This is a genomic window from Mesorhizobium argentiipisi (SeqCode) (assembly GCF_037179585.1).
Lineage (GTDB): Bacteria > Pseudomonadota > Alphaproteobacteria > Rhizobiales > Rhizobiaceae > Mesorhizobium > Mesorhizobium argentiipisi.
Map to the genome: position 1 here is coordinate 1 of NZ_JAPYKO010000056.1, position 14,452 is coordinate 14,452.

At 63.7% G+C, this 14,452-nt stretch carries 14 protein-coding genes; 4 read left to right on the plus strand and 10 right to left on the minus strand.

All coding sequences use genetic code 11. The features are described 5' to 3' along the window. Positions 1-162: 162 nt before the first annotated feature. The 7 genes from O7A05_RS33255 to eglC all read right to left on the minus strand — a co-directional run bounded on the left by O7A05_RS33255 (position 163) and on the right by eglC (position 9,182). Positions 163-1,320 carry an ABC transporter ATP-binding protein gene (locus O7A05_RS33255; RefSeq protein ID WP_337097608.1) on the minus strand — a complete coding sequence of 386 codons (1,158 nt, stop codon included), beginning with the start codon at positions 1,318-1,320 and terminating at the stop codon, positions 163-165. After that, the gene (locus tag O7A05_RS33260) at positions 1,313-2,455 is read right to left on the minus strand and encodes an ABC transporter substrate-binding protein (protein ID WP_337097610.1); all 1,143 of its coding nucleotides are present in this window, start codon (positions 2,453-2,455) and stop codon (positions 1,313-1,315) included. The genes O7A05_RS33255 and O7A05_RS33260 overlap by 8 nt, the downstream gene beginning before the upstream one ends. Continuing rightward, positions 2,452-3,294, minus strand: coding sequence for an ABC transporter permease (locus tag O7A05_RS33265; protein WP_337097611.1), 843 nt, complete (start codon positions 3,292-3,294; stop codon positions 2,452-2,454). Before O7A05_RS33265 ends, O7A05_RS33260 begins: the two co-directional genes overlap by 4 nt. Continuing rightward, positions 3,291-4,169, minus strand: a complete 879-nt coding sequence (locus tag O7A05_RS33270; RefSeq protein WP_337097612.1) for an ABC transporter permease — start codon at positions 4,167-4,169, stop codon at positions 3,291-3,293. Before O7A05_RS33270 ends, O7A05_RS33265 begins: the two co-directional genes overlap by 4 nt. Before the next feature lie 452 nt (positions 4,170-4,621). Beyond that, positions 4,622-5,941, minus strand: a complete 1,320-nt coding sequence (locus O7A05_RS33275; RefSeq protein ID WP_337097613.1) for an HlyD family type I secretion periplasmic adaptor subunit — start codon at positions 5,939-5,941, stop codon at positions 4,622-4,624. Further along, the gene (locus tag O7A05_RS33280) at positions 5,942-7,663 is read right to left on the minus strand and encodes a type I secretion system permease/ATPase (RefSeq protein WP_337097614.1); all 1,722 of its coding nucleotides are present in this window, start codon (positions 7,661-7,663) and stop codon (positions 5,942-5,944) included. It abuts the gene before it with no gap. Between the two features lie 52 nt (positions 7,664-7,715). Beyond that, positions 7,716-9,182: an endo-1,3-1,4-beta-glycanase EglC gene (gene eglC / locus O7A05_RS33285; RefSeq protein ID WP_337097615.1), complete on the minus strand. Its 1,467-nt coding sequence runs from the start codon at positions 9,180-9,182 to the stop codon at positions 7,716-7,718. A gap of 335 nt (positions 9,183-9,517) precedes the next feature. On the opposite strand from eglC, the gene O7A05_RS33290 reads away from it, so the two are divergent. Beyond that, positions 9,518-9,961 carry an SRPBCC family protein gene (locus O7A05_RS33290; protein WP_224513399.1) on the plus strand — a complete coding sequence of 148 codons (444 nt, stop codon included), beginning with the start codon at positions 9,518-9,520 and terminating at the stop codon, positions 9,959-9,961. A gap of 166 nt (positions 9,962-10,127) precedes the next feature. Then, positions 10,128-10,358 carry a hypothetical protein gene (locus O7A05_RS33295; protein WP_337097617.1) on the plus strand — a complete coding sequence of 77 codons (231 nt, stop codon included), beginning with the start codon at positions 10,128-10,130 and terminating at the stop codon, positions 10,356-10,358. 35 nt (positions 10,359-10,393) lie between these two features. Here O7A05_RS33295 and O7A05_RS33300 read toward each other — a convergent pair whose 3' ends face one another. From O7A05_RS33300 to O7A05_RS33310, 3 genes are all read right to left on the minus strand, one after another. Continuing rightward, complete coding sequence (locus O7A05_RS33300) at positions 10,394-11,098, minus strand: SDR family oxidoreductase (protein WP_337097619.1); 705 nt, start codon at positions 11,096-11,098, stop codon at positions 10,394-10,396. A gap of 271 nt (positions 11,099-11,369) precedes the next feature. Further along, positions 11,370-12,632, minus strand: coding sequence for a DNA polymerase IV (gene dinB / locus O7A05_RS33305; protein WP_337097621.1), 1,263 nt, complete (start codon positions 12,630-12,632; stop codon positions 11,370-11,372). Between the two features lie 332 nt (positions 12,633-12,964). After that, on the minus strand, positions 12,965-13,345 hold the full coding sequence (locus tag O7A05_RS33310) for a cupin domain-containing protein (RefSeq protein ID WP_337097623.1): 381 nt from the start codon (positions 13,343-13,345) through the stop codon (positions 12,965-12,967). 377 nt (positions 13,346-13,722) lie between these two features. On the opposite strand from O7A05_RS33310, the gene O7A05_RS33315 reads away from it, so the two are divergent. Together O7A05_RS33315 and O7A05_RS33320 are read left to right on the plus strand one after the other, a co-directional pair. Continuing rightward, positions 13,723-13,998 (plus strand): polymerase, encoded by a 276-nt coding sequence (locus O7A05_RS33315; RefSeq protein WP_337097625.1) that lies wholly within the window; start codon positions 13,723-13,725, stop codon positions 13,996-13,998. A 29-nt stretch (positions 13,999-14,027) separates the two neighbouring features. Next, positions 14,028-14,452: hypothetical protein (locus tag O7A05_RS33320; protein ID WP_337097626.1), on the plus strand; the 425-nt coding region annotated here is incomplete at its 3' end.

Below are 14,452 nucleotides of genomic sequence, written 5' to 3' on the forward strand. Positions count from 1 at the left end.
CATCTTTACTCAGCCGCCCTTGGCAACCCTGCGCCAGAATCTCCATGCCTTGCGACATCGTTGGCGCGAGCCACCACGAAAGCGCAAGTTTCAAGCCATGCCAAAGCTATCTTAGCGCATATGCCCAACCGCCGGCGTCCGGGCCGAGGGCGGTCGCGGCTTTCAGGAGATCCGCCGCCCGGCCTCGTCCAGCAAGACGCAATCGTGCGGGTCGAAGCCGAGTTCGATCGCTTCGCCTTCGCGCAGCACTCGGCCGTCGATCGGGGTGTTGGCGCGGATGTTCGCCTTGCCGCCTATGTCGACCTCGTAGATCGCGCTGCCGCCGAGATAGGAGGCCGACACGATCCGGCCGGGCAACCGGTTGGCGCTCGCTCGACCGACCGACAGTTTCTGCGGCCGCACCACGACGGTGACTGCGCTTCCCTGCGGCAGTGCCTTGGGTGAAAGCACATTGACCGTCTGACCGCCGGCGAGCGTGACAATGGTCGGCCCGTCGGATCGGCTCACCGTGCCTGACAGCATGTTGGCCTTGCCGAGGAAGTCGGCGACGAAGGCGGTGGCCGGCCGCTCATAGACCTCTTCCGGCGTGCCGATCTGCTCGGCCGAGCCGGCATTCATCACCACGATGCGGTCCGACATGGACAGCGCCTCTTCCTGGTCGTGGGTGACGAAGATGGCGGTGATGCCTGTTTCCTTCTGGATCTTCTTGATCTCGACGCGCATCTCCTCGCGCATATTGGCGTCGAGGGCCGAGAGCGGCTCGTCGAGCAGAAGCACCTGCGGCTCGAAGACAATGGCCCGCGCCAGCGCGATGCGCTGCTGCTGGCCGCCCGACAATTGCGAGGGCAGCTTCTTCTCGCTGCCCGGCAGCCGCACCATGTCCAGGGCCTGGCCGACCTTGCGCTTGATCTCGGGCTTGGCGACGTTGCGATATTTCAGGCCGAAGGCAACATTGTCGAACACGCTCTTGTGGGGAAACAGCGCATAGCTCTGGAAAACCAGTCCGATGTTGCGCTTGTAGATCGGCACGTCGTCGACCCGCCGGCCGCCGATCATGATCTGGCCGGCCGAAATGTCGACCAGCCCGGCGATGGAGCGCAGGATCGTCGTCTTGCCGCAGCCCGAAGGGCCGAGCAGCGTGACGAAGCTGCCCTTGCCGATCGACAGCGAGAAATCGCGCACCGCGACAAACTTGCCGTAGACGATGTCGATGTTGCGAAACTCGACCGCTGGGCTGTCCGCCCCGGCGGCCGCACTCGCGCCTTCGGCCCCGGCCGAGGCCGGCCGGGGATTGAGTGTCGTGCCCTGGCTGTCAGGCACCTTTCGATATCCTGTTCCACTGCTTGGTCCAGGCGTCCTCGTTGGTCGCCCAATAGACCGGATCGGCAAAGGTCAGCGACTTCATGGTGCCTGTCTTGTCGAAGGCCGGCAGCTTCTCGATCTTCTCGGTGAGCTTGACCTTGTTCGGGTCGAGCGACGGCGGATAGCTCTGGCCCTCGGCCACAGCGATCGAGGTTGCCGGGTCGAGCATGAAGTTGATCAGCTCTTCGCACTCGGCCATCGGCGAGCCTTTCAGGATCAGCATGTCCTCCATCCAGGCATAGGAGCCGGCCGGATCGAGATAGCCGATCGGGTGGCCCTGGTCCTGCAGCGCCGCGACGCGGCCCGACCAAGCGTCTGTCACCACGATCTCGCCCTTGGAGAGCAGGTCCATCAGCTCCGCGCCGGAGCTCCAGAACTTCTTGGCGAGGTCGCGCGTTTCGCGCACCTTGGCCCAGATCGTATCCATGTCCTTGAGGTTGTTGGGGTCTTGTCCGGTGGCCAGGGCCGCGTACCAGACGCGCGTGGTCATGTCGGAATAGCCGCCGACCTTACCGGCATATTTCTTGTCGAGCAGAAGTGCAGCGCCCTTTTCCTTGGCTTCCTCCGGCGAGATCACCTTGGTGTTGTAGGCGATGCCGGTGGTGCCGTAATCGTAGGGCACGGCCGACAGCTTCGGCGTCAGCTTGCGGAACGGCTCGATCATCGGCTGCAGCACATTCGCCATGTTGGGAATGTTGGCCTCGTTGATCTCAGAGTTCATCCCGGCATTGATATATTTGATGTAGTAGTTGACGCCGGACGAATGGACGATCTGGAAGTCGCCGGGCTTGGCCGTCTTGATCTTGGTGATGATCTCGTTCTCGTCGCCGAACGTGCCCTGGACCACCTTGATCTTGGTCTTGGCCGTGTAGGGCTGGAAGGCATATTTGTCGATCGCGTCCTGCACGGTTCCGCCCCAGCCGTCGAAGCGCACCTGCTCGACCGCGGCAAGCGCCCGGCTCATCCACGGCATGGAGAGGCCGGCCGAGGCCGCGGCAGCCGCTGTCAGGCTCAGGAACGTCCGTCGGCTGAGATCGCCGTTGACATAGCGGTCGTGCAGCCGCTCCAGCCGCTTAGTGGTGGTCAGTTTCATCGTGCTTCCTCCTTGGGTTCGCCGCGTCTTCTCAGTTTTGTCAGGCTTTGCATCAGCAGGCCGCCGATCAGCGGGATGCCGACGGTCACCACAATCATCACGGTGCCGAGCGCGTTGATCTCCGGGCTGATCGAGATTTTCAGCATCGAAAGGATTTGGGTGGGCATGGTCTCGACGCCTGCCGGCCGCCAGAACAGGCTGGCCGACGTGTTGTCGAAGGAAATGGTGAAGGCGAGCAGCACGCCGCCGACGACCGCCGGGATGAGCAGTGGCAGCGTGATCTCGCGGAAAGACGAGAAGCGCGAGGCGCCGAGCGAAAGCGCCGCCTCCTCATAGACGCGCCTTATGCCCACCATGCGCGCCTGCGCGATCAGCACCACATAGGGCACCGCAAGCAGGATGTGGCCGAGCACCAGAAGCAGCATTGTGCGCGGCTGATCGATCGCCTTGATTAGCACCAGAAGGCCGACGCCGAGAATGGTTTCTGGCACCAGCGCCGGCAGGATCACCAGCGTGCTCAGCGCCTGCTTGCCGCGGAAGTCGAAGCGCGTAAGCGCGAATGCCGTGACGACGCCGATGGCCGTGGTGACGGCCGCCGTCACCAGCGCGATCCACAGCGAGGTGCGGAAAGCCGTCAGCACCGCGTCATTGTTCATCAGCTTGGCGTACCATTGCAGCGAAAAGCCGGTCATCGGGAAGCCGCCGAACATCGAGGCGTTGAACGACAAGATGACGGTCGCCGCGATCGGCGCGAACATGAAGACGTAGACGCAGAGCGTGACGAAGCCGGTCAGCCGCCATGCCCATTTGCCGTCCTTGTTCGGCCGCGCAGCCTTCATCCGCCCAACCCCTTCACGATCTGCGACATACCCATGTAGCGGGTGTAGATGGCGGCGAATAAGCCGAGCACGAGGAACAGCACGATCGACAGCGTTGCGCCCATCGGCCAATTCAATTCGCTCATGATGGTGTCGTAGATCAAATTGCCGAACAGCGCGTCGCGGCCCGAACCGAGCAACTGCGGCGTCACATAGCTGCCGGCCGCCAGCACGAAGCAAAGCAGCAGCCCCGCCGCGAGACCCGGCAAGGAGAGGGGCAACGTCACCTCGCGGAACGCCTGCGCGCTGGTGCAGCCCATCGAGCGAGCCGCCGAGATCAGCGTGCGGTCGATGCCCTCCAGGCTCACATAGACGTTGAGGATCATGTAGGGCAGCAGGAAGTGCAGCAGCCCGAGGATAACCGCGCCCTCATTGTAGAGCATCGGCAGCGGCTCGTTGATGACGCCCATCTTGAGCAGCGCGACGTTGATGACGCCCTGTTCGCCCAGGATGTTGATCCAGGAAAAGGTGCGGATGGTGAAGCTGATCCAGAACGGCACGATGAGCAGGAGCAAGAGCAGCCATTTGTGCCTGAAGCTCGTCGCCCAGATGAAATAGGCCGGGAAATAGCCGAACACGCCGCAGAGCAGGGCGGTGACGGCGCCGACCCTCAACGTCTTCAGCAGGAAGCCCGAATAATAGCTGTCGGTGAAGAATTCCTGCCAGTTGGCGGTGGTCAGCGCGCTGGTTTCGACGCCGGCGGTGACGAAGGTGAAGAACGTATAGGCCGCCATCACCGCGATCGGCAGCACCAGGAAGAAGATCAGCAGCAGAAGCACCGGTGCAACGAGCATCCAGGCCAGGCGTGGATCGTACAAGGTCCAGCGATTGTTCATGCGCACCCGAAGGTCCGCGCTTTCTTCGAAGCGCTTTTGTTCCCGCAGTGAAGATTGTTTCATTGCCGCCGCGATGTCTACAGTCGCTGGCCCAAATTCGATTCAGCCAGGGCAGGAGGCGCGGATGTCGTCCACAACTGAACGATCTATCTTTCGGACTTGACCCGATGACAAAGAGGCCGACACGGCCGGCCAGACCAAGCAGATATTGATCAAGGCCGATGCTCTTCTCGGCAGCGTCGGCGCGGATCGATCAACATTGCTGTTCGCGCAGATCTGGCTGAAGGATGTCGGGATTTCGACGCGATGAACAACGCCTGGGTTGATTGCTCGACGGCGCCGAACCGCCGGCCCGCGCCACGGTCGGAGCGAGCTTCGCGTTGCCCGATATCCGTGTGGAAATCCAGCTTACCGCGGCTTGCTGAACGCACACGCAATGTGCAGACGCACCTCTACCTTTCCCGGAACGCCCGGGCGAAGGAATCCAACATCGGGCGCACCAGATACTCGAAGAAGGTCCGGTTGCCGGTGCTGATGAAGGCATCGACCGGGGTGCCGGGATAGAGCTGGTCCGCCTTCACGCCGGGGGGCAGGGCATCAGTGATCTTCAGCCTGGCGCGGAAATAGGGTTCGTGCGTGGCCTGGTCGATCAGCCGGTCGGCGGAAATCTCGCTGACCGTGGCCGGGACTTCCGGCGTGAGCCGTGTGTTGAGCGCGGAGAGCCTGAGCTTTGCCGGCTGGCCGACATGCACCTCGTCGATGTCCTTCGGCCGCAGCCTGGCGTCGACCACCAGGCCCGAGGTCGTGGGCAGGATCTCCATGATCTTTTCGCCGGGCGCGACCACGCTGCCTTGCGAATTGTAGGTCGAGGAGATGACGATGCCCGCCGCCGGCGCGGTGATCGTCGTTCGCGTGAGCACCGCTTGCGCGGCGCGCATCCGCTCCTCGATGTCGGCGAGATTGGTGCGCACGTCATCGAGCTTCGTCAGCGCCTCTTCGACGCGCTGCGTGGTTGCGCGTTCGGTCTGCGCCTGCGCTTCCACGATCTGCGTGTTGGCCGAGGCGAGATCCGCCTCCAGCGCCCCGGCCTGGCCGACGAGGTCGGCCTCGGAGCGCAAGAGCTGCGAATATTCGGTGCGATTGGTGAGGCCCTTGTCGAGGAGGTCGGTCTTGATTCCAAGCTCCTTCTTCACCACCTCGGCCTGCTGTTCGATTGCCGTCTTCTGCGCGTTCAGCCCTTTGACCGACTCGCGATGCATGGCGACGCGCTGCGCCAGGATCGACTGCTCCGAGCGGAACCGTGCAAGCCTGGCGTCGAACTCCTTCTGCTGTTCGCGGATCAGGTTGAGGAACTCCTGCTGGAACGGCGCTGGCGCGGGCTCGGCGATAGGCGCCAGCGTGGCGAGGCCGTCGCGCTCGGCCTCCAGTCGCGCCGCGCTGGCCTTGAGCGCGATCCATTGTCTTGTCAGCCGGTTGAGATCGGCTTCCGCGGCAGTCCGGTCGAGCAGGATGAGGTCCTGGCCTTCCCGCACGCGGTCGCCTTCATGCACCAGCAACTGCCTGATGATGCCGCCCTCGCGATGCTGGATCAGGATGTTGCCGCCGGTCGCCGCGATCGTGCCTTGCGTGATTACCGCGCCCGCCAGCGGGGCACTCGCCGCCCAATAGCCGAAGCCGCCGACCATCAGCGCGATCGCCGCGTAGCCGGCGAAGGCGGTGCGACGGAAGTCGGTGCGCGGGCGGCCTTCGAAGGTGAGACTCTGCGTCATCATTCAGGACCCGTGGCGGATGGTCGGCGCGGCACGGATGGTCGGCGCGAACGATCCGGTCACCACCGTGCTCCGCTGCGCGGCTTTACCCGGCTGCCGCAGCACTTCCGCGCTCGGCCCGAACGCCTCGATGATGCCGCCGCGCAAGACCATCACGCGGTCGCAAGCCGAGGCGATCGAAGGGCGATGCGTGATCACGACCATGGTGACGCCCGCAGCGCGGGCCGCCGCGAGCACCGCTTCCAGTGCCGTCTCTCCGGCGCCGTCGAGATGCGTGCTCGGCTCATCCAGCACCAGGATGCGCGGATTGCCGTAGAAGGCACGCGCCAGCCCGATCCGCTGCCGCTCGCCGCCCGACAGCGTGCCAGCGATCGTCGTCTGATAGCCGTCGCGCAGCGAAAGGATCAGCTCATGCGCTTCGGCGCGTTTTGCCGCTTCGACGATTGCCGCGTGGTCGGCCTGCGCGTCGAAGCGGGCGATGTTGTCGGCAATCGAGCCGGGGAAAAGCTCGACCTCCTGCGCCAGATAGCCGACATGCCGGCCGAGCTGGTTTTCGTCCCAGGTCCTGAGCTCGGCGCCGTCGATCCTGACCGAGCCGCCGCTCGGTTGCGCGGCGCCGACAAGCAGCCGCGCCAGCGTCGATTTTCCAGCACCGCTTGGGCCGACGATCGCCACCGCTTCGCCGGCGGCTATCGCGAAACTCAACCGCTTCAGGATTGGCTCGGCGCCGAACGTGGCATTCGGCGCGATGAAGAAAAGATCCTGCGCTGAAATAGCGCCCGTCGGGTCGGGCAAGATGAACTTGTGTGCTTCTCCCGGTTGCGCCGCAAGTGCGGTTCCCAGCCGCGCCCAGGCGCGCCTTGCCTCACTGAGCTGCCGCCAGGAGCCGATCAATTGGTCGAGCGGCTGCAGCGCGCGCGACGACACCAGCGAGGAGGCGAAGATCATGCCGGCCGTCATCTGGCCCTTGAGCACCAGCCAGGCGCCGCTGCCGAGGATCGCCAGCTGAAGCGTCATGCGCAGCGCCCGGGAAACGCCGCTGAAGACGGCGTTGGCGCCGGCCGAACGGTCATGCAGGACAAGCGCTTCGGCCACATGCCTGCCCCATGCGCGCGCGGCGTTCTCCACCATGCCCATGGCGCGCAGCGTGTCGGCGTTGCGGGCAAAGGCCTGCTCGGCCCGGCTGGCCAAAGCCGAACGCTCCGCCGAAAGCGCATCGTTCCTGCCGATCGCGAGCTGGTTGGCGAAGACCAGCACGACGAGCATCGCCGCGCCGCCGAGCGTGACCCAGAACAGCAGCGGATGGATCAGGTAGAGCAGGCCGAGGAAGACCGGCGCGAAGGGCAGGTCGAACAGCACCGAAACACCGCGCGAGCGGATGAAGGCGCAGACCGAGGCAAGGTCGGTGAGCGGCGACGGCGCGTTCCTGGAACCGAGCGAAGCGGCGAACGCTCTTGCGCCCAGCCTGTCATTGACCGTCGCCGCGACGCGCTGCGTGTAGACGGCGCGGACGGCGTCGAGGAAACCGAGGAAGCCGAGTGCCGCGACCGCGATGACCGACAGATAGACCAGCGTCTCGAGGCTGGAGGAGGGCAGCACCCGGTCATAGACCTGGAGCAGGTAGAGAGGGATCACCAGCAGCAGGAGATTGATGAGCAGCGAGAACAACCCGACATCGGCGATGGCGCGACGCAAGACGGGCCGCAATCCCGATTGTCCAGTCATTCCCGCACTCCCTCTCGAAGCCGGATCATGGGCCGTCGCCTAAACGTCCGATTCAGGCATGCTCGTTTGTCGTGTCGAGATGGTGCTGCGTGCTGCTTGTGGTGTGGCTGGACAGCGCCAGCGCCTGGCTTGGCAGGTCGTTCAGCGTATAGGCCCGGATATAGTCGATCTTCATCTCGGCCGGTGTGGCGAGATGGTCCGGCGGCGCGCCGGCTTGGCCGCCGATCGCGAGATCCACCAGCATGTACATCGGCTTGTTCATGTCGGACGGCGTCGCCGCTTCGGCAACCTGCACGCCGTCATAGGTCCAGACCAGCTTGTCCGGGGTCCACAGCAGTCCGTAGGTATGGAAGCCAGCGGTGTCCATGACGTTCACCGTGGATCCGACCGTCGTGTGCTGGCCCGTCTGGTTGGTATGCGCGGTCACCAGCAGCGAATTCGGGTTCTGTCCGTACATCTCCATCACGTCGAGCTCCGGCGGCCACGAGCCGTCTTCCGGAAGCAGCCAGAAGGCCGGCCAGGCGCCGGCGTGTTCCGGCAGGTCGGCCTTCATTTCGAAATAGCCATAGGTCTGCGAGAAGGAGTCATGCGTGGTCAGGATGCCGGAGGTGTATTCGTAATTGTTGATCAACGGCTTGATGTCGGCCGGCGCCTGCGCCGCGGTGATGGAGAGGACCCCATTCTGCACGCTGAACGGATGCACCGAGCTGGTCGGGCCGTAATTGGCATCGATGTACCACTGCAGCTCGCCATTGCGGCTGAGCGTGCTGCCGTTCGGCGCCCCCCACCAGAAGTTGGTGTCCCAGGTGCCGCCCTGGCTGTTGTGAAGGTTCAGCGTGTTGAACTCGTCGCTGAAGGACAGCGTCATGCCGGACTTGTCGATCGGCAGCTCGAACTGGTGGGGCTGCAGCTTGTCGATCGTCGTGTTCTTGAATTCAAGGATTTCGCCCGATCCAAGGTTCAAAACCACATTGGGGCCCGCCTGGATCATGTTCTCGTGGATGGCGGCGAACGAGGTGAACCCGTAGCCATCGAGGCGCACGGTATCGTTGGAGGCGAAATTGACGATCGAATCGCTCCCGTTGCCCTTCGCGATGATGAAAGTGTCGGCGCCGCCGCCGCCGTCGATCAGGACATCGTTGCCCGCCCCGCCGTCCAGCGTCTGGCCGCCCGCCGTGGCGGTGATGATGTTGTCCAGCGCATTGCCGAAGGCATAGTTATGGGCGTTGGTGACGACGAGGTTTTCGACATTGTCCGGCAGCGTGTAACTCATCCATGTGTTGATCGTGTCGATGCCCTGCCCAGGGTTCTCGACCACTTTATTGCTCGCCGAATAGAGGTAATAGATGTCGTCGCCGGCGCCGCCATACATGGTGACTTTGACGCCGCTGGCGCCCCAGATGGAATCATTGCCCGAGGTGCCATACAAAGTAGGCCCGGACGAAGCCGCCGAAAGCCAATGGTTGGAAGCCCCGCTATAGTAAAGAGGAACGCCTACCGCGTTGACGACGAAACTCATCGGACACTCCTTCCGCGCTGCCCCGCCCGGATGGCTCGTTGCAAGTTCAAGTGCCTGATCCGAACCAACTTGCAGGACGGGCTATCGTTCCCGAAAACAAGCATTTAGTACAGAGAAAATTACCGGTATTTTTGTCGATATTTTATACCGATAGAATAAGTGAGGCCTAATACAATTATGGCGCGAGTCATCCCCAATTTTACTTAATTTTGCAAGATTTTCTTCCGCTCACGCCTTCCCATAGCCGCCGGGCAAAAAATTTGACAGCCTCTGTCGGATAGGCTGGGGGCCGCCCGTCCTTGGGGCATCGATCAACAAAGGAAGGATATCGAGACATGCCGAGCACCATCCAACTGCACCGCGTCCTGGCGACCAAGCCGGAGAAGGTCTACCGCGCGTTCGTCGAAGCCGATGCGCTGGCGAAGTGGCTGCCGCCGAACGGCTTCACCTGCACGGTGCACCAGTTCGAGGGCAAGGTCGGCGGCACCTACAAGATGTCCTTCCGCAACTTCACCACCGGCGACAGCCACGCCTTCGGCGGCGAATTTGTCGAGTTGGTTCCGAGCGAGCGCCTGCGCTACACCGACCGCTTCGACGATCCCAACCTGCCGGGCCAGATCGAAGTGACCGTGATCCTGAAGAAAGTGTCGGTCGGCACCGAGATCAATATCACGCAGGCCGGCATCCCTGACGCCATCCCCGCCGAGGCCTGCTATCTCGGCTGGCAGGAATCGCTGCGCAACCTGGCCAAGCTCGTCGAGCCCGAGATCAACCAGTAAGTCAGAGCAATTCCAGGAAAAGCGTGTAGCCGTTAGGTTCGGCGCCTTCGCCTTAACCTTCCTCTGGAATTGCGTCAGGATAAGAGCAGGCGGCGGCCGGTCTTCCGGCCGCTGCCTTACCCAAGGTAAGAAAAATTTCACCAAGCGCTGCTAAAAGCCGCTTCCCATGGATCGCAACAAGAACAACGACCTCGTTGTCCTGATGGCGGCGCTCGCTGCGCTGGCGATCTACAACATTGCCTGCGGCATCCAGACAGGCGAAGTCCGGGGCAAGTGGCATTGGGTCGCTCTGGCGGACGATCCGACACGCTTTTGGAACATCGTGGTCGGCAATTCGATCGTCCTGGTCGCCTCGATAGCCTTTCTGTGGGTGCTCAATTCCCGCAGGCCCGGATGACCTAGGGGCGTCCTCTTCGCCTCACACCGCTCCTTTCACACCGCCCTTGTGATGCCGCCGTCGACGCGGATGTTCTGCCCGGTGATGTAGGCGGCCCCGTCCGAAGCCAGGAACGAGATCGTCGCGGCGATCTCTTCCGACGTGCCGTAGCGCTTCAGCGGCACGCTGTCGCGACGCTCGTTCGTCGTCGGCAGGCTGTCGATCCAGCCGGGCAGCACATTGTTCATGCGGATGTTGTCGGCGGCATAACTGTCGGCGAAGATTTTGGTGTAGGCGGCAAGCCCGGCGCGCGCCACCGCCGAGGTCGGGAACATCGCGCTCGGCTCGAACGCCCAGGCGGTCGAGATGTTGATGATGACGCCCGACTTCTGCTTCTGCATCACCGGTGTCACGAGCCGGGTCGGGCGCACGGCGTTGAGGAAATAAGTGTCGATACCCTTGTGCCAGTCCTCGTCGCTGATCTCGATGATCTGCGCGCGCGGCCCGTGGCCGGCGCTGTTGACCAGCACGTCGATGCGGCCCCAACGCTCCAGCGCGCCGTCGGTTAGGCGCTTCAGGTCTTCGTTCGATTGGTTGGAGCCGGTGACGCCGAAGCCACCGAGTTCCTTGCCCAGCGCCTCGCCCTTGCCTGAGGAGGAGAGCACGCCGACCTTGAACCCGTCCGCCGCCAGGCGCTTGGCCGCCGCAGCCCCCATGCCGCTGCCGCCCGCCGTCACCAAAGCTACTTTTTCGCCTGCCATGTCGCTGTCCACTCGTTGGAATTGTTGAAAGCGCCTCTGTTAGCATGGACGGGGCAGGGCACGAACCGGATTGGATTGCGCCAAACGGCATCGGCGGTTGGCGAAGCCGCCCATCACTCGGCAGATCAGCAACTTCGGTGGCTCGTGCCCCGTCTACCCACGCATGCCTTCTCTCTTCCCATGCAATCCACGTCGGCGCGGGAAACGCCGGATCGGCGAAACAGCCCACCGCCACCGCGACCGTCTTCGGCTTGCGCTCTGGCTCGCCTTTCTACAGCTCCTTCTCCGCCAGCTCCCTGAACCCGTCCGGCACCGAGCGAGGGCCTTCCAGCGCCACCGTGCCGTAGCCGACCGCCTCCTTGCCGAAGCGCAGGCGGATCTTGTCCACCGCCCGGTCGGCGCCGAAGCGCGCGAGACCTTTGCGGCTGCCGGGCCTCAGCTTCTCGTCCGCCAGCCCGAGCGGCAGTTCGAGCTGCAGCTCGGCATGCTCCTCCAGATGCGAGACGGAGATGGCGAGCAGCGAGATGTCCCTCTCGCCCGGATGGGCGGCAAGCACGCCGCGCACCAGTTCCTCGGCGATCTCCGCCAGCATCGCGGTCGCCTGGATCGGCTGGTCGAGCGTGATCGAGCGGCTCACAGCGCGCAGATCGGCGAAGCGCACACGCACCGTGACCGTGCGCCCGGGCCGGTCCTTGGCGCGCAACCGGCTGGCGACTCGGTCGGCCAGATGCAAGAGCGTCGGTACGAAGACGCGCGGCAGCGCGGGCTTGCGGCCAAGCGCCGATTGCGCGCCGGCCGAATGCGCGCGGCGCTGCGTCTCGAGCTTGCGCGGGTCTCGGTTCCGGGCAAGCGCGGCGACCTTCTGGCCGGCGGCATGGCCGATCAGCCGCTCCAGCGCGCCGCTATGGGTGCGCGCCAGCTGCCCGATGGTCTCGACGCCGATCTCGGCGAGCCTGGCCTTGGTCGCCGGGCCGACACCCCACATCAGCGTGACGGGCAGGTCGTGCAGGAAGGTGAGCTCGGTGCCGGGCTCGACCACCACCAGCCCGTCCGGCTTGGCCACCTGGGAGGCGATCTTGGCGAGGTGCTTTGTCCGCGCCACACCGATCGAGATCGGCAGGCCGAGCTCGGCCTTCACCCGCTCGCGGATTTTTCGCGCGATCTCTTGCGGCGATCCGAACAGATGCGTGCAGCCTGCGACGTCAGCAAAAGCCTCGTCGATCGAGATACGCTCGACCAGCGGGGTGAAATCGCCGAGCACCTTGATCGCCGCGTCGCCGAGGCGCTGATACTCGTTGAAACGGCCACCGACGAAGATGAGCTGCGGGCAGAGCTCGCGCGCCTTGCGGCCGGGCATGCCGCCGCGCACGCCGAAGATCTTGGCCTCATAGGAAGCCGCCAGCACCACGCCGCCGCCGACGGCGATCGGCTTGCCGCGCAATGATGGATCGAGCAGCTGCTCGACGGAGGCGTAGAAGGCGTCGAGATCGGCATGCAGGATGGTGGCGCCCGCAGCGGCGTTCGTGGCGAGCATCCTGCGCTCTCATAGTCATTTGTGTGGCGTTGCAGCATTAGCTGCGTCTGTTGCAAGGGGAATTGGTAGAACATAAAGAGAACAAAAGCGGTTACCTGTCAAGCCTCCACGCTGCACAATGCAAGTTTCCAAAACCTGGCGATACAGCCGCAGATAGAGCGCAGGTTGCGCGCCAATTCTCAGATCCTGAGGGGAATGTCGCCATGGGGCAGAGAGGCGCCTGGCATGAAGCGACGACCGTTCTTCGCGTTTGCAAGTCGTCGCGCTCCACGCGCCAGACCCCCCTCTGCCGTCTTCGGCCACATTTCCTCTTGAGGAGGCGATCGCTTGCGCTATGCCGGCTTGGCGTATTGCTCGGCGCTCAAGACCTCAATGCATTGGAACGGCTGGTTGCCTTCCACCCAGGCGTCGTGGCCGGGCGGGATGGTGTAGGAAGAGCCGGCTTCGAAGGTCTTTTGTGTGCCGTCAGTCATCCGCACGGTGATCGAGCCGGACACGACATAGCCGACATGCGAGACTTGGCAGCTCTCGGTCTTGACCACCGGCTTCACGCATTCGGACCATTTCCAGCCCGGCTGCATGTTCATGCGCGCGATCGAGTAACCCGGCAGCCGCACGATCTCGACACGCGTCTTGGCGGGCGCGCGGACCTCGTCTGGATTGTTGTGCGATTTGGATTCGAGTTTCGTCACCTTCATTGCCACTTCGGCCATGGTAGCCCTCCCACGTATGAAGCGGCGCCTGACGTTGCGATCGTCGGCGACCGCTGTCTCATTCATACGCCTTAGTATAATGGATTGCTAATGTAATCGGGGCAAGCGCGAGCCCCGGCCCAGCGCTTGGCGCGTTGTCGTGGAAGGGGCTGTTCCAGGCTTCCGGCCGACGGTCCGAGGCCATGTTGCGACCGAAGTCTCACCGCACGAACGCAGAGGCCCGAGGTGGCAATTTTCCGGAAACAACAGCAGCCCCATTTCATTGGCTAGCAAGCCGCCGGACAAAGTCCCTTCATCGGCGGTTTACCACGGAGTGCCCGCCATTCCTGCGATATGGCGGGCACTCCTTCCTGGGGCCGCTCTTGGAGTTGCTGGCCATGCAACCCGGCAAGATCATCGCTAACCTGTTTGCTACGCTGCTTTTTGCCGGCCTGGTTGGCGGCGTCTTCCTCCTCTTCGGCAGGCCGCTCTTGCCACAACGCCATGCCCAGATGGTGGTCCTTCTTCCAACCGACACGATGGCCACCGGATCGGTGCGCAAGGCCTGTGTTGAACCGTGCCTGCCAGCCCGCTTCGATCTCAAGCTTGCGCCCGTCAGGCCACCGGATGAAGGCACGCGCGGGAACCAGTCCGCGGCTCATGCCGTTGAATGAGCGAAGGGATGGCGCTGGCGGAGGCGGCCATGGATAATTTCGACCTCATCGATCTTCTGTGCGTCATCGACGCTTGCGCGAGCGACCGTTTGGCCGGGCGTGTCGTACCGATGTCGAAGGCAGTCGAGGAGTTGCGCGTCCTGACGGGCGATTTCGTCTCGTCGGATGAGGATGCGACCAACGCCTTGACGCAGGTCGCGCTCGAGCGCGGCTGCGCGGTGCTTTTCGACGAGCAAGCGGGCGCGGAAGGCCTAGGCGTATTCTCCTCCTGGGGGGCTTTGCACGGGGGAGTGAGTTCTGTTTGTTGGGTTAATGAGGCGTTTTTTGAAGGCCCAGGGGAGCGGTTTTGGGCGGCTTTGCGGGGCATTTGCCGGGTTAGGCGGCCGATCCGCTGGACTGCGGACGCACTCATGCTCGTCTCTCAGCAGGTGGAAAGAGGGCGCCGATCATGGTC

Coding starts and splice junctions, on each gene's coding strand:
- O7A05_RS33260 (WP_337097610.1), bottom strand. CDS start 2,455: ATGAAACTGACCACCACTAAGCGGCTGGAGCGGCTGCACGACCGCTAT.
- O7A05_RS33315 (WP_337097625.1), top strand. CDS start 13,723: ATGCAACCCGGCAAGATCATCGCTAACCTGTTTGCTACGCTGCTTTTT.
- O7A05_RS33310 (WP_337097623.1), bottom strand. CDS start 13,345: ATGGCCGAAGTGGCAATGAAGGTGACGAAACTCGAATCCAAATCGCAC.
- O7A05_RS33290 (WP_224513399.1), top strand. CDS start 9,518: ATGCCGAGCACCATCCAACTGCACCGCGTCCTGGCGACCAAGCCGGAG.
- dinB (WP_337097621.1), bottom strand. CDS start 12,632: ATGCTCGCCACGAACGCCGCTGCGGGCGCCACCATCCTGCATGCCGAT.
- O7A05_RS33275 (WP_337097613.1), bottom strand. CDS start 5,941: ATGATGACGCAGAGTCTCACCTTCGAAGGCCGCCCGCGCACCGACTTC.
- O7A05_RS33270 (WP_337097612.1), bottom strand. CDS start 4,169: ATGAACAATCGCTGGACCTTGTACGATCCACGCCTGGCCTGGATGCTC.
- eglC (WP_337097615.1), bottom strand. CDS start 9,182: ATGAGTTTCGTCGTCAACGCGGTAGGCGTTCCTCTTTACTATAGCGGG.
- O7A05_RS33300 (WP_337097619.1), bottom strand. CDS start 11,098: ATGGCAGGCGAAAAAGTAGCTTTGGTGACGGCGGGCGGCAGCGGCATG.
- O7A05_RS33295 (WP_337097617.1), top strand. CDS start 10,128: ATGGATCGCAACAAGAACAACGACCTCGTTGTCCTGATGGCGGCGCTC.
- O7A05_RS33280 (WP_337097614.1), bottom strand. CDS start 7,663: ATGACTGGACAATCGGGATTGCGGCCCGTCTTGCGTCGCGCCATCGCC.
- O7A05_RS33265 (WP_337097611.1), bottom strand. CDS start 3,294: ATGAAGGCTGCGCGGCCGAACAAGGACGGCAAATGGGCATGGCGGCTG.